Annotated in this window: 11 protein-coding genes; 8 read left to right on the forward strand and 3 right to left on the reverse strand. The window is 70.3% G+C overall.

The window, feature by feature from the left end; all coding sequences use genetic code 11:
- Positions 1–14 precede the first annotated feature (14 nt).
- The 5 genes from ACQP12_RS14225 to ACQP12_RS14245 all read left to right on the forward strand — a co-directional run bounded on the left by ACQP12_RS14225 (position 15) and on the right by ACQP12_RS14245 (position 4,090).
- A complete protein-coding gene (locus ACQP12_RS14225) occupies positions 15–395 on the forward strand; it encodes a VOC family protein (RefSeq protein WP_433288178.1) in 381 nt (126 codons plus the stop codon).
- Positions 396–551: 156 nt separating this feature from the next.
- Positions 552–1,739 (forward strand): hypothetical protein, encoded by a 1,188-nt coding sequence (locus tag ACQP12_RS14230; RefSeq protein WP_433288180.1) that lies wholly within the window; start codon positions 552–554, stop codon positions 1,737–1,739.
- Between the two features lie 110 nt (positions 1,740–1,849).
- The gene (locus ACQP12_RS14235) at positions 1,850–2,125 is read left to right on the forward strand and encodes a hypothetical protein (protein ID WP_433288182.1); all 276 of its coding nucleotides are present in this window, start codon (positions 1,850–1,852) and stop codon (positions 2,123–2,125) included.
- A 254-nt stretch (positions 2,126–2,379) separates the two neighbouring features.
- Positions 2,380–3,357 carry a hypothetical protein gene (locus ACQP12_RS14240; RefSeq protein ID WP_433288184.1) on the forward strand — a complete coding sequence of 326 codons (978 nt, stop codon included), beginning with the start codon at positions 2,380–2,382 and terminating at the stop codon, positions 3,355–3,357.
- A gap of 100 nt (positions 3,358–3,457) precedes the next feature.
- Positions 3,458–4,090: an MBL fold metallo-hydrolase gene (locus ACQP12_RS14245; protein ID WP_433288186.1), complete on the forward strand. Its 633-nt coding sequence runs from the start codon at positions 3,458–3,460 to the stop codon at positions 4,088–4,090.
- A 166-nt stretch (positions 4,091–4,256) separates the two neighbouring features.
- On the opposite strand, the gene ACQP12_RS14250 is transcribed toward ACQP12_RS14245, so the two are convergent.
- The gene (locus ACQP12_RS14250) at positions 4,257–6,236 is read right to left on the reverse strand and encodes an acyl-CoA dehydrogenase family protein (protein WP_433288188.1); all 1,980 of its coding nucleotides are present in this window, start codon (positions 6,234–6,236) and stop codon (positions 4,257–4,259) included.
- Positions 6,237–6,626: 390 nt separating this feature from the next.
- Here ACQP12_RS14250 and ACQP12_RS14255 point away from each other — a divergent pair, with 390 nt between their 5' ends.
- Together ACQP12_RS14255 and ACQP12_RS14260 are read left to right on the forward strand one after the other, a co-directional pair.
- Positions 6,627–7,220: a dihydrofolate reductase family protein gene (locus ACQP12_RS14255; RefSeq protein ID WP_433288190.1), complete on the forward strand. Its 594-nt coding sequence runs from the start codon at positions 6,627–6,629 to the stop codon at positions 7,218–7,220.
- 268 nt (positions 7,221–7,488) lie between these two features.
- On the forward strand, positions 7,489–9,522 hold the full coding sequence (locus ACQP12_RS14260) for a hypothetical protein (RefSeq protein ID WP_433288192.1): 2,034 nt from the start codon (positions 7,489–7,491) through the stop codon (positions 9,520–9,522).
- Positions 9,523–9,710: 188 nt separating this feature from the next.
- Here ACQP12_RS14260 and ACQP12_RS14265 read toward each other — a convergent pair whose 3' ends face one another.
- Together ACQP12_RS14265 and ACQP12_RS14270 are read right to left on the reverse strand one after the other, a co-directional pair.
- The gene (locus ACQP12_RS14265) at positions 9,711–10,484 is read right to left on the reverse strand and encodes a maleylpyruvate isomerase N-terminal domain-containing protein (RefSeq protein WP_433288194.1); all 774 of its coding nucleotides are present in this window, start codon (positions 10,482–10,484) and stop codon (positions 9,711–9,713) included.
- 201 nt (positions 10,485–10,685) lie between these two features.
- Positions 10,686–11,090 carry a YciI family protein gene (locus ACQP12_RS14270; protein ID WP_433288196.1) on the reverse strand — a complete coding sequence of 135 codons (405 nt, stop codon included), beginning with the start codon at positions 11,088–11,090 and terminating at the stop codon, positions 10,686–10,688.
- A gap of 418 nt (positions 11,091–11,508) precedes the next feature.
- Here ACQP12_RS14270 and ACQP12_RS14275 point away from each other — a divergent pair, with 418 nt between their 5' ends.
- Entirely contained in the window at positions 11,509–12,321 is an 813-nt protein-coding gene (locus tag ACQP12_RS14275; RefSeq protein ID WP_433288198.1) for an alpha/beta fold hydrolase, read from the forward strand.
- Positions 12,322–12,423: the final 102 nt, after the last annotated feature.

Below are 12,423 nucleotides of genomic sequence, written 5' to 3' on the forward strand. Positions count from 1 at the left end.
GAGGTGGATCGTCCGTGACCGCTCGTACCATTGCCGGCATGGCCATCGCTCGCTTTCCCAGCATCGTCATCGACTGTCCCGATCCTGGTGCACTCGCAAGGTTCTACGGCGCAATGTTGGATTGGAAGGTTGACGTCTCGTCCGACTGGGCTGAGGTCCGCGCGGAGTACGGTCAGTGCATCTCCTTCCAGCAGGTGGATGGGTACAGGCTGCCGGAGTGGCCAACCCAGGAGCTTCCCCAGCAGATGCACCTCGATGTGATCGTTGACGACCTCGACGTCGCCGAGGCGGCAGTGCTCGATCTCGGCGCAACCAAACACCCGCACCAACCCGGTAGCTCCTTCCGGGTCTTCCTCGACCCGGCAGGTCACCCCTTCTGCCTCTGTGTGAACTGATCGGCAGAGCCGGACGGTTGCAGCTGGCGGGCACGGCCGGCGGCCGAAGAGGATGGCGAAGCCGGGCGGGCATCGCGAACGCGGATCGGCGTCGCGGTGTGCGGCGTGTGTACGGCAGGGACCTCGGCCTCAGTTGTCCCGCCGTACCATCTGCCGGTGATCTCCTCCCGCCGACGGCTGGTCGTCGCGTGCGTGCTCCTGGTGTTGGAGGCGATGGCGTTCGCGCTGATCGTCACCGAGTCCGTGACGGGTGCGATCGCCGCCGTTGGCCTCACCTGCGTGTCGTTGTGGGTGCACATCGTCCTGCACGAGTGCGGGCACCTCGCCGTGGCGAAGCTGCTGGGTCTGCCGGTCACCGCGGTCCGTATCGCGCCCTTCACCGGCTGGCGGAGCGAAGTGTGGGTCCGGCCGGCGCCGGCGGCGGCTGCGTTGCCGCTGCGGATGGTGTTGTTCTACCTCGGTGGCCCGATGGTGAACCTGTGCACCGCGGCGGTGCTCGGCGCCGCGGCGGCGTTGACGAACACAGCGTTCACCCGCGTCGTACTGCTCGGCGCAGCGCTTGTCGGGGCGCTGCTCGGGGTGGTCAATCTCATCCCCGGGACGTCGCCCCGCAGTGACGGCCGCAACCTGCTCCGCTGGCTTCTGGCGCCGACGGCCACCCGCGCCGCGCTACGGGCGGGCCACTACCAGGCGGAGATAAGCCGGACGGTGCGCACGATCATCCGAGAGGAGGTCGGCGACCATCGTCTCGGAGATCCTGTCCCCGACGACAACGACCCGCGACTGGCGCTCGCCGCCTTCCAAGAGCGCTGGAGCACGGGGCACACGCTGTCGGCGGCGGATTTCGTTGCCGACGCCAAGCGGCTCGCGGCGCTGGCTCGCGCCGACCGCACCGACCCCATGGCCGCCGCTGCGATCGGGCAGGTGCTCACCGTTCAGTTCGGGTTGTGGTACCTGTACGGCGCAGTGGTGAACGGCTCACCGGTGGAACACCGAGAGGTCGTGGAGATCTCGGAGCTGGCCGAGCTGGCCTTCCACGTGCAGCCGCACATGTTGTCGGCTCGTGTCGCCATGAGCCTTGCTCACCTGCTCAACCAGCGGCCGGAGCAGGCTCGGTCGCTGCTTCTCGACGTTCGGCCGGGTATCGACCCGCCGGACCTGTGCAACGTCGCGTTTCTCCTGTCGGCCATCGCCGAGTGTTACCTCGGCAACCACGCTGATGCGGACGCCCTCATGAGGGCGTCCGGCGGCGACTACCAGCAACTGACACAGGTCGTCGTCGCGATCCGCGCCGCCGATCCGGCGCCGCACTTGTTCGCTCCGCCAACGATGGCCGGCACCTGACCGGCGTGCCTGCTGAGCGCACTGCGCGCACTCGTGCCGATGAGCATGCGCGGGGAGGGCCGCACGCCGGTATGCTGCGCCCGACGCGAGGAACTTCGGCGGGAGAGGCTGTGACGGGCACTGACGGGTGTGCCGTTCGCCTGGAGCCGGAGTCCGGTGTGGTCATCGACGGGCCCTCGGAAGATGCGATCTTCGAGGCGATGGGCGACCTTGACAGCCGCGACAACACGTTCCTGACGATCGAGCCGACTGGCAACGGCCAGGAGTGGTACGTCGTCATCAGCAGCATCGACACGGACGGTTCGAGATCGAACTGCGCGACGCCAAGACCCGTGAGCACGAGCTGTACGTCTCGAATGATCGCAGCAGGATCGCCACGTACGTAACGATCTGGATTGCCGGTCGTCCGGCGTTCGCCCAGCAACGTGCGGGTCATCTCGAATCCGGGTGAGAGCTGCCATCGAAGCCGGCCGGGCACAGCACCCGGATTGCCTCGGTTCGGTGCGCGGATCTGCCGCGGGTCCGGAGGGTGCGACGCCACGACCGGATCTGCCGAGAGGTGTGCGCTCGAACCACTCGGTCCCGGGAACCACGCGCGTCGGGCCGTCGGTCCGCGTCAGCGGTTTGCCATGATCGTGAGGTGACGATGGGGAGCGAGGCTCGGACGCTTCGCGTCTGGCGGGTGACGAAGTACAACCCGGCTGATCGAGATGAGCGGGGCCGGTACGTTGGTCGCGAAGACACCGACAGCGACTACGGTCCGGTCGAGGCAGCCTATCTGGACACGGTGGCGTCCTTCGCCGAGGACACCGGCGTGGACGTCCTGCAGATCCGGGAGCCGTCGGTCCCCATCGTCATGGGCATCGGATCGGACTCCCGCGAACGTTTCGGTGGGCTCGTCGAGTTGTTCGGCGTCGACATGGACGGCTACTACGACGGCGCCGCTGTTCAGCTGGATCAGGCCGTGAAGTTGGTGCGGTTGATGCTTCGTGGCGACGGCGAATGGTGCCGGCTGGAAGCGGGGGACGACTTCTTCGTTCACGTCGGCTGGGACCAGTACGTCTATGTCGGCAGCAGCGCTGCCTGCCCCAGGGCGGTCACCTTCGCCCACAAGCATGGTCTGTTCGCGGAGCCGATCTCCGACTCGCCGTACGTCTTCGGGTTGGACGACGACCACATCGACGTCCGCTCCGCCGACGCGGCCTTCTGGGCCGACCTGGCAGGGTTGGTTGACGAGCTCGGCGGCGCGCTGCTCGAGGAGGGCTACGTACACAACGACTCGCGATGGCACCGGCTGACCTCGAGCACCGTCGACACGGTCCGTGACAGGTTGGCACCTCGCGCGCGACTGCTCGTCTGGCCCGACCTGAGCGCCGACGTCCCGGGTGTGCTGGACTCGCTGCCCGGCGAAGGACTTGTCGAAGTGGCCTGGCAGGACCATGCAGGCCGGATCACCAGCCGTCTTATCGAGGAGTCCGACCAGCCTGCAGTACGCGCGCGACTAGCAGATGCGGCTGCCGCAACAGCTTTACCCGTGTACGACGAGCAACGCCGGCCCTTCATGACGGCCGTCCTTCCCGATGCCGATGGGGTCCTGCGCGCCCGCTGGACTCCATAGCCGGTAAGGAATGGAGCGTGCATCTGCCGCCCTGTACGTGCTCATGCCGACGAGGGGGAGGGCAGGCCCCGCCTTCGACCGTCCCTGCCATAGTGGGCGCATGCACTTGATCAAATTTGGCCACGCCTGTGTGCGCCTGGAGGCGGACGACCGGGTGCTGGTGATCGACCCGGGGACGTTCTCGGAGGCCGAAGCGCTCGACGGGGTCGACGAGGTGCTGGTGACGCACGAGCACCCCGACCACCTCGACATCGCCAAGCTCGTGGCGGCGAGTCAGCGCAATTCCGCGTTCCGGGTGTACCTGCCGTCGGCAGCGATCGAATCGGCCCCCGAGCTGACCGGTGCAGCGGTCGCCGTCGATGCGGGGCAGCGGTTCACGGCGGCCGGGTTCGCCGTCGACGTCGTGGGCGGGGCACACGCAGAGATCTACGACGGTCTGCCCGGCTGCGCCAACGTCGGTTTCGTCGTCGACGGCACGGTCTACCACCCGGGCGACTCGCTGTTCGTCCCGCCGTCGCCGGTGGCGACGCTGCTCGTGCCGGCTGCCGCACCCTGGCTCAAGCTCTGCGAGGCGTTGGACTTCGTGCGGGCGGTGCGGCCGAAGCGGGCGTTCCCGATCCACGACGCCACGCTCAACGAGCTCGGCCAGGAGTACTTCGACGGCTGGTTGGACTTCAAGGGCGGCACCGAGTACGCGCGCATCCCGGTGGGGGAGTCGGTGACAATCAGCTGAGAGCTTGTCTCAGCAACCGGCAATCCGCGCGTGTCTCGTGATCATTTCTATGACGACGACCCGCGTGACCCGGCCGCGGACGACGCCCGGCGCCGGCACCCGGAACTGGCACGCCAGTCGTCGTCCGTCATGGCGAGATCCGTTTCCGTTTCCCGGCGGTAACCCGCTACGCCGCGACGGTCTGCGGATCACCGGCGGCGTCGTGGGCGGCCATCGTCTCCTGCCGGAGGGGTTCCTCGCGCAGGATGGCGCAGTGCAGCCACGCGTCCGGGATGCCGAAGCCGTCCACCAGCGTCCGCATGTGCGGGCGCAGCTCCTTGAGCAGGCCGTTCACGACCCCGGTGACCGCCTTCGAGCGGGCCGGCGTGAGCCGGCCGTGCTCCAGGAGCCAGCCCTTGTTGGCCTCGATGACGCTGAGCGCGTACAGGTCGCAGACCCGGGAGAGCAGCGCCCGGACCGCTGGGTCGGCGGTGTCCTCGATGCCGGCGACGAACGCCTCCAGGGTGATCCGGTCGACGTGCGCGGCCGCGACGGCGAGGACGTGGTCCTGGACGTCGTTGAAGATGTCGAAGGGGTGGTCCTTCTTCGTGGCCGCGCCGTTGCGGAGGCGGCGGACCACGCCGTCGAGAAGGTGCCGCTCGCGGTCCTCGAAGACCTTGAGCTGCCAGCCGCGGTCGGTGACGGCGACCTCCTCGTCGTGGCCGGGCACGGCGCTGATCAGCCGCTCGATGAGCGACCGGGCGGCGGTGCGTTCGAGCACCATCTCGCGGACCTGTTCGGCGACGAAGGAGGCGCGCCCCCAGCCGTCCAGCGAACCGAACTCGTCGCGGTGGCCGGTGAGCAGGCCCTTGGCCAGCAGTTGCAGCAGCACCGTGTTGTCGCCCTCGAACGTGGTGAAGACGTCGGTGTCGGCCTTGAGGCTGGGTAGCCGGTTCTCGGACAGGTAGCCGGCGCCGCCGCACGCCTCGCGGCACATCTGGATGGTGCGGGTGGCGTGCCAGGTCTGCGCAGCCTTGAGGCCGGCGGCCCGGGATTCCAGCTCCCGCTGCCGGTGCTCGTCGACCGGGCCGTCGCCGCCCTGGACCTCGTGCAGCGCGGCGACCAGCGCGGTCTGGGCGAAGTGCAACGCGTACGTGGTGGCCAGGGCGGGCAGCAGCTTGCGCTGGTGGGCCAGGTAGTCGTTGAGCAGCACCTCCCGATCCGCGTCGGGCGTGCCGAACTGCCGGCGGATGTCGCCGTAGCGCACGGCGATGGTCAGCGCCGATTTGGTGGCCGCCGACGCGGCGCCGCCCACGCTCACCCGGCCGCGCACCAGGGTGCCGAGCATGGTGAAGAAGCGGCGGGAGTCGTTCTCGATCGGGCTGGTGTACGTCCCGTCCTGCGCGACCTGACCGTACCGGTCCAGCAGCATGTCCCGCGGCACCGTCACGTGGTCGAAGCTGAGCCGCCCGTTGTCCACGCCGAGCAGGCCGGCCTTGGCCCCCGCGTCGCCGACGGTCACACCGGGCAGGGGGTTGCCCTGCGCGTCGCGGATCGGGACCAGCCACGCGTGGACGCCGTGCCGCCGCCCGTTGGTGACCAGCTGTGCGAAGACCACCGCCATCCGCCCGTCGCGTGCCGCGTTGCCGATGTAGTCCTTGCGGGCGGCCTCGTGCGGAGTGTGCAGGTCGAACGTCTCCGTGTGCAGGTCGTACGTGCAGGTGGTGCGCAGTTGCTGGACGTCGGAGCCGTGACCGGTCTCGGTCATGGCGAAGCAACCGAAGACCTTGCCGGAGATGATGTCCCGCAGGTACGCGTCGTGGTGCCGTTTCGTGCCGAGGGCGCTGACGGCGCCGCCGAACAGGCCCCACTGCACGCCCGCCTTGACCATGAGCGACAGGTCGACCTGCGCCAGCATCTCGGTGGCGACGATCGAGCCCCCCACGTCGCACCTGCCGCCGTACTCGGTCGGGAAGGCCGAGGCGATCCCCAGCTCGGTGGGCAGTTCGGTGAGCAGCCGGGTGATCCGCGCGCGGGCCTGGTCGCCGGTCTCGCCGTAGACCGGGAGGAAGCGCGCGTCGAGGTGGTCCCGGTGCGCGTTGCGGACGGCGGCCCACGGCCCGTCGAGCACCTCCCGCAGGCGAGCGAGGTCGATGTGATCGGACATGGTCACCCCTCCGCTGGCGGACATATGGGTACGGTCTGTACTGGATCAAGCGTACCGGCCGGTTGGCGGCACCCGCCGGGCCAGGCCGCGGTGAGACCGGACACCATCGCGGCGGCCGAACGGCAGCACGCCTCCTCGCCCGACGCCCGCAGGCCCCTGTCCGGCGTCACGTTCTCGATCACGACCAGCTCGCCCACTCCACTCTTCGTGGCCCGCGGGGCCGGCCCGTCGCGGCCCGTCACCCGCTGCACCAACGACGCGGCGGCGGGTCGAGAACGCAGGGGAGGCCCGTCATGTCGAAGAGGAGCCCTCGGCTCCGTCCCAGGGGTTGACAGAGCCGTCCGGCCCCACGGGCGCGGGACGGCGGGCACCGATCGGTGGGAGGCCGGCATGCGGAAGGTGATCGCGAACGTGTGGATGACGCTGGACGGGGTGGTGCAGTCACCCAGCTATCCCGACGAGGACGCGAGCGGTGGGTTCGGGCACGGTGGATGGCACGCCCGCTACTTCGACGAACTGTCGATGAACTGGGTGATCGAGAACGTGCGCGGCGCGGGCGGCTACCTGCTGGGGCGTGGCACGTACGAGATCTTCGCCGCCCACTGGCCGAACGCGCCGCGGGATCAGCAGGTGCTCGCCGAGCCCTTCAACACGCTGCCGAAGTACGTCGCCTCCACCACCCTCCCCGGGCCGCTCGACTGGCCCGGGTCGACGCTGCTGCGCGGCGACCTCGGCACGGCCGTGCGCGCTCTGAAGCAGCGGGAGGGGCGGGACCTGCACGTCATCGGTAGCCCCGGGCTCGTCCAGTCGCTGCTGGCCCGGGACCTGCTGGACGAACTCCGGCTGATGATCGACCCGGTGCTCGTAGGCGGCGGGAAGCGCCTGTTCCGCACGGACGGCGCACACCGTCCGCTGCGGCTGGCCGACAGCCAGGTGACCAGCACCGGCGCGATCATCGCGACGTACGCCGCCGAGCGCGCCTGAGCGCACGCAACCGCCTTCCCGGACCGTCCACCCGATGTGGACGGATGGGAAAGGGATGCCTCGCGTCCGCCCAGAAAAACCGAGCGCTGGACCGCGAACGCTCATCCGCCGCCCCTCCTCGGGCGGCGGACGGCGGAAGGCGCCGGGCACCGACCTGCCGGAGCGGGCGGTGCCCGGTCACCGGGCCCTTGCCGACAGCTGTTCACGAGCGTAGGAAGAACCCCACCATTCACCGTCAGGCCACCGTCCAGTGTCGAAGGAGACACGCGTGACCACACCCGGACGCCTCCGCCTCGCCGTCTCCGTGCTGGTGACCGCGGGCACCGTGCTGCTCGGCTCCGCCGCCGCCGCGACGCCGCCCGCTGCTCCGGCGCCGGCCGGCGACCGGACGTGCGACCCCATCGACCCGACGGCCTGCCTGCTGCCGTTCCCGAACGACTACTTCACGGTGCCGGACCGGACCAGCCCCACCGGCAAGCGGGTGCGGTTCGCGGCCTCGGCGATGCCCGCCAATGTGGCGGGGACGCCGATGGACCCGACGGAGTGGAACCGGCAGGACGGGTTCAGCCCCGGCTCGCCGATCCTGGTGCGCGTGCCCGGCCTCGACGCCGCGGCGACCGGCATCGCGCCGGTCACCGACATCGGCCGCTCGCTGGCACCGGACGCGCCGATCGTGCTGCTCAACACCCGGACCGGCGAGCGCACCCCGTACTGGGCCGAGCTGGACGCGCACGCCGCCGGCCAGCCCGACCGGCAACTGCTGATCATCCGGCCCGCGGTCGCGCTGACCGAGAGCACCCGGTACGTGGTGGGCCTGCGCGGCATGCGCGACGGCACCGGGGCGACGGTCCCGGCGCCGAAGGCGTTCCGCGCGTACGTGACCGGCGCCGGCCTCGGCCACCGGGACGCACGCGCCGCGCAGATGAAACGGATCCTCGCCGACCTGGGCCGGGCCGGCGTCAAGCGGCACAGCCTCTACCTGGCCTGGGACTTCACGGTGGCCAGCCGGCACGGGCTGACCGGGCGGATGCTCGCGATCCGCGACACCGCGTTCGCCGCGCTCCGCCGGGCCGCACCGTCGTTCACCGTCACCCAGGTGACCGACTACTCGCCGGAGCAGGATCCGTTGATCGCCCGGCAGGTGACCGGCACCATCGGCGTGCCGTCCTATCTGACCGGCGACGGCGGGCCCGGCTCGCGGCTGCACTACGGACCGGCCGGCGGCGACGGTACGCCACCGGAAGCGAACGCCCTGCCCACGCCGTCCGGCAGCACGGTGACGGCGGACTTCGTCTGCAACATCCCGCGCAGCGCCTCAGCCGCGAAACCGGCGCACCTGTCGCTCTACGGCCACGGCCTGCTCGGCCGGCCCACCGAGATCAACGCCGGCAACGTCAAGACGATGTCGAACACGTACGACTTCACCTTCTGCGCGACCAGTTGGATCGGCATGGCCGCGGCCGACGTCCCCTACGTGGCCGGCGCCTTCACCGACCTCAGCGCCTTCCCCGCCGTGGTGGACCGGTTACAGCAGAGCTTCCTGAACTTCCTCTTCCTGGGCCGAGCCATGATCCACCCGGGCGGACTCGCCGCCCACCCGGCGTTCCGGGACGCCGCCGCGCGGCCGCTGATCGACGTGGCCGGCGGGCTGCACTACGACGGCAACAGCCAGGGCGGCATCAACGGCGGCGCGCTCACCGCCATCGCCCAGGACTGGACCCGGTCGGTGCTCGGCGTGCCGGCGATGAACTACTCGACGCTGCTGCAACGCAGCGTCGACTTCGCCCCGTTCCAGCAGATCATGGACGGCTCCTACCCGGACAAGGTCGACCATCAGCTGATCCTCGCACTGCTGCAGATGCTGTGGGACCGCTCCGAGGCCAACGGGTACGCCCAGCACATGACCGACCGCCCGTTGCCGCGCACCCCGGCGCACCAGGTGCTGATGCACGTGGCCTTCGGCGACCACCAGGTCTCGCCCGCCGCGGCCGAGGTGCAGGCGCGCACGATCGGCGCCCGCATCCACACCCCGGCGCTCGCCGACGGCTGGTCGGCGGACGTGCGGCCGTACTGGGGCATCGCCCCGATCCGCAGATACCCGTACCGGGGATCGGCGATCGTGATCTGGAACAGCGGCACGGCGTACGCGCCACCGCCGACGAACCTCGCACCGGCCGGACCGGAGTACGGGGAGGATCCGCACGAGTTCCCGCGCGCTCAGGCCGGGGCCCAAAGGCAGAAGGCGGTGTTCCTACTCACCGGCAAGGTCGTTGACGTCTGCCCGGGCACACCCTGTCCGTAGCAGGGGCGTGACCGGCGGGGGCGTTCGGGGGATGCCATCACGCACGCCAGCCACTGACCACGGCGAAGCCGAGCAGATCAGGGCCAGGGCGACAAGATCGTACGTCCAGCAGGGCGCTCCACCTTGTCGCCCTGGCCCTGCCCCGCTCCACGGCGTGTGGGTCGGTGGCAGGCAGGGACGTGCGCGTTTTACGCGTTCGGGTCCCAGTCCGCGAGCTGTTCCATCGGCTCGGTGTCGCCGGTGTTCTCCAGGCCGTCGAGCGGGACGCGCTCGTAGAAGTAGAGGACCAGTTCGCTCGCTGCGCCTCGCATCGCCATGTCGCCCGGCTCCGCGTCGGCGGCGAGGTCGTCGCAGCGGACGCCGTCGGCGTTGAGGGTCAGGCGCCAGGAGCGACCCTCGGTCGTGTGCAGGTCGATGGTCGCCGGCTTGAACGGCCAGGGGACGGTCGTCGCCGCGACGGTCGTCAGGAACTCATCGACGCCCTCGACCGCGACATCCGTCGGCAGCGGATGTGCGGCCCCCTGGGTGAGCTGGGCGTCGTAGGTGTGGACGGCGATCTCCTGGATCTGGTGCCGGGCCACGGCTCCGCTGGTCTCCGGGGCCTGCGAGCGGCCCCACCAGGTCCAGCAGCCGCGGTCCGGGCCGGCCTCGCGCATCGCGTCGAGCATGAGCTCGGTCGACTCGGCGAGCCAGGCGTCCAGGGCTTCGCGGTCGCGGGGCGCGGTCGGGGCGCCCTTCGGGTCCGTCCTCGCCGGGGGCTCAGCGCCCGGGCCCGCCGCGATGATGGCGGCCTGGCGGCGGCGGCCATCGCCGAGGTGCTGCGCCAGTTCGCGCAGCGTCCAGTCCGGGCAGGTCGGGACTTGGACGTCGAGGTCGGGGGCGGACGCGATCGCGGCGCGGAACGCGGCCGAGCGGTCTTCGATCAGCCGCAGGACCTCGGGGAACTCCAAAATGTTTTGCACCTCGGTTGTGTATCACCGCGCTCCGGCCGCCGGGTAGCGAATTTGTCGGACGAACGCGTCGACAGCCGGGCGGAGCCCCGGTGCCGAAGCCGTCCTGACACTCCGCGCACTGCTCGCCAACGGCGGCTTCGACCGCTACCGGAATGCGGGCCAGTGCTCCGCCCTTCAGGGCGGGGGCGAAGGCGCGCGCTGGGAGGGCCGTCAGGCCCGAGCAGTGCCTTGAGCCGGACGCTTCTGCTGCGCGTTACGCCGGGCCTCCCCGGCACCGCGGAACCGGTGCACCTCCTGCGGCCAGTCGAGCACCGTCGCGAGCCTGCCGGCCCAATATCGCGCCGCCGCGTCGTCGGGCACGTCCACGACGGCGAAGCCGCCGAGGTGCTCCTTGGACTCGACGTACGGGCCGTCGGTGAAGACCGGCCTGCCGTCAACCGCCTCGACACTGCACACCACAGTGGACCGGTCGAGCCCGCCGTTGCTGAAGATCAGGACACCGTCAGCCTGCATCTCCTCAATCACGGCCCGGGCGGCCCGGCCCTTCTCGCGCACTTCCTCCGCGGTGTGGTCGGGCACCCACTCATCGTTGAAGGTGATCAGGTACTCCGTCATGGTCGTCTCCTCTCAGTCCCCGGACGAGGGCCTCACCCGACGCCTCGTGTCCGGTGGCCCGGCCGGCCGCGGCACACTCGTACGACGAACGGCTGCGCCTTGGTACGACAATCATCCCGGAAACTCCTTCAAGGCAGCGCCGACGCAGCGCGTGCCCGTCGGGACGGAAGCCGAGGGCCAACAACCTTCACCGCCTGGACGTCGCCCCCCGGCACGGCGGCGCCGTCGAACAGGTTACGGCGAGGAGACTTCCCGCCGTGTCCACACTTCCTGTCGTGCGTCGACTTCGAGTCCTGCCGGCATGCCAGGCTGTCGTACTCCGCTTGATCCCTAACGGGTCGGCGTCACACGATGCGTGACACTCCGCCGAGGGCTGGTGGAAGTGACCACGGTTTCCTCTGGGAAGCGAAGGAGCGACATGGATCTCGCACTACCCGACAATCGGGTTCTGGGTTGGGCGGAGTACGGCGATCCGGCCGGTGTGCCAGTTGTGTACCTGCACGGCACGCCGGGTTCTCGGCTCAGCCGACCGGAGGACGCGGCCTTGGTGGGTGTTCGCCTGATCACCGTGGACCGGCCCGGATACGGTCGGTCGACACCCGCGCGCCGGCCAACCCTGCTCGGCGTCGCCGATGCCGTCGGTGCGCTGATGGGATCGCTGGGAATCGAGCGCTTCGGAGTGGCCGGTTTCTCCGGTGGCGCGCCGTACGCTGTGGCCTGTGGTGCCCGGTTCCCGCAACGCCTCACCGGCGTCGTCACCGCCGGGTTCACCGGACCATACCGGGAGCTGCGGACGGTACGCGGCTGGCAGCGCCTCCAGGCGTGGGCGGTGTGCACCATCCCGGGACTCGGCCGCCCCTACGTGACTCGCGCTGCCGCCTGGTACGCCGAAGACCCCCTCAGACAGCACCGGGAGCTGCTGGCGGCTGGCCAGGACACCTGGATGCAGCCAGATGAGGAGTCCAACCTCGAAGGCGCCCGGCAAGGTGTCGCAGGCCTCGTCAACGACTGGCTGGCCACAGACATCCGTCCGTGGGGATTCCACCTTCGGGACGTGCCCTGCCGGGTCCTCATCTGGGCTGGTCGACGCGATCCCGGCAGAGCTGTCGCCGACGCGCCACTGATCGCCGCGCGGATGCCCGACGCCGAGGTCCGCATCGGCGACAACGCCGCTCACACGCCGTCTCCTGGCGACTGGCGGGAAATGCTGACGTGGGTCAGAACTGGTTAGACCCGGCCGGCAAACCACGGGCGACAAGGCCGCCACCCCGCCAAGCGATGAACGAACTGGCGTCCGACTACCAAGCTCTCCTGATCCAGCCGTTCCTTTTGC

The sequence above is a fragment of the Micromonospora sp. CA-244673 genome, assembly GCF_050948395.1.
GTDB lineage: Bacteria > Actinomycetota > Actinomycetes > Mycobacteriales > Micromonosporaceae > Micromonospora.

What these genes read in the sequence shown, in the direction of transcription:
- ACQP12_RS14255 (WP_433288190.1), top strand. Translation starts at nt 6,627, where the DNA reads ATGCGGAAGGTGATCGCGAACGTGTGGATGACGCTGGACGGGGTGGTG.
- ACQP12_RS14275 (WP_433288198.1), top strand. Translation starts at nt 11,509, where the DNA reads ATGGATCTCGCACTACCCGACAATCGGGTTCTGGGTTGGGCGGAGTAC.
- ACQP12_RS14270 (WP_433288196.1), bottom strand. Translation starts at nt 11,090, where the DNA reads ATGACGGAGTACCTGATCACCTTCAACGATGAGTGGGTGCCCGACCAC.
- ACQP12_RS14250 (WP_433288188.1), bottom strand. Translation starts at nt 6,236, where the DNA reads ATGTCCGATCACATCGACCTCGCTCGCCTGCGGGAGGTGCTCGACGGG.
- ACQP12_RS14245 (WP_433288186.1), top strand. Translation starts at nt 3,458, where the DNA reads ATGCACTTGATCAAATTTGGCCACGCCTGTGTGCGCCTGGAGGCGGAC.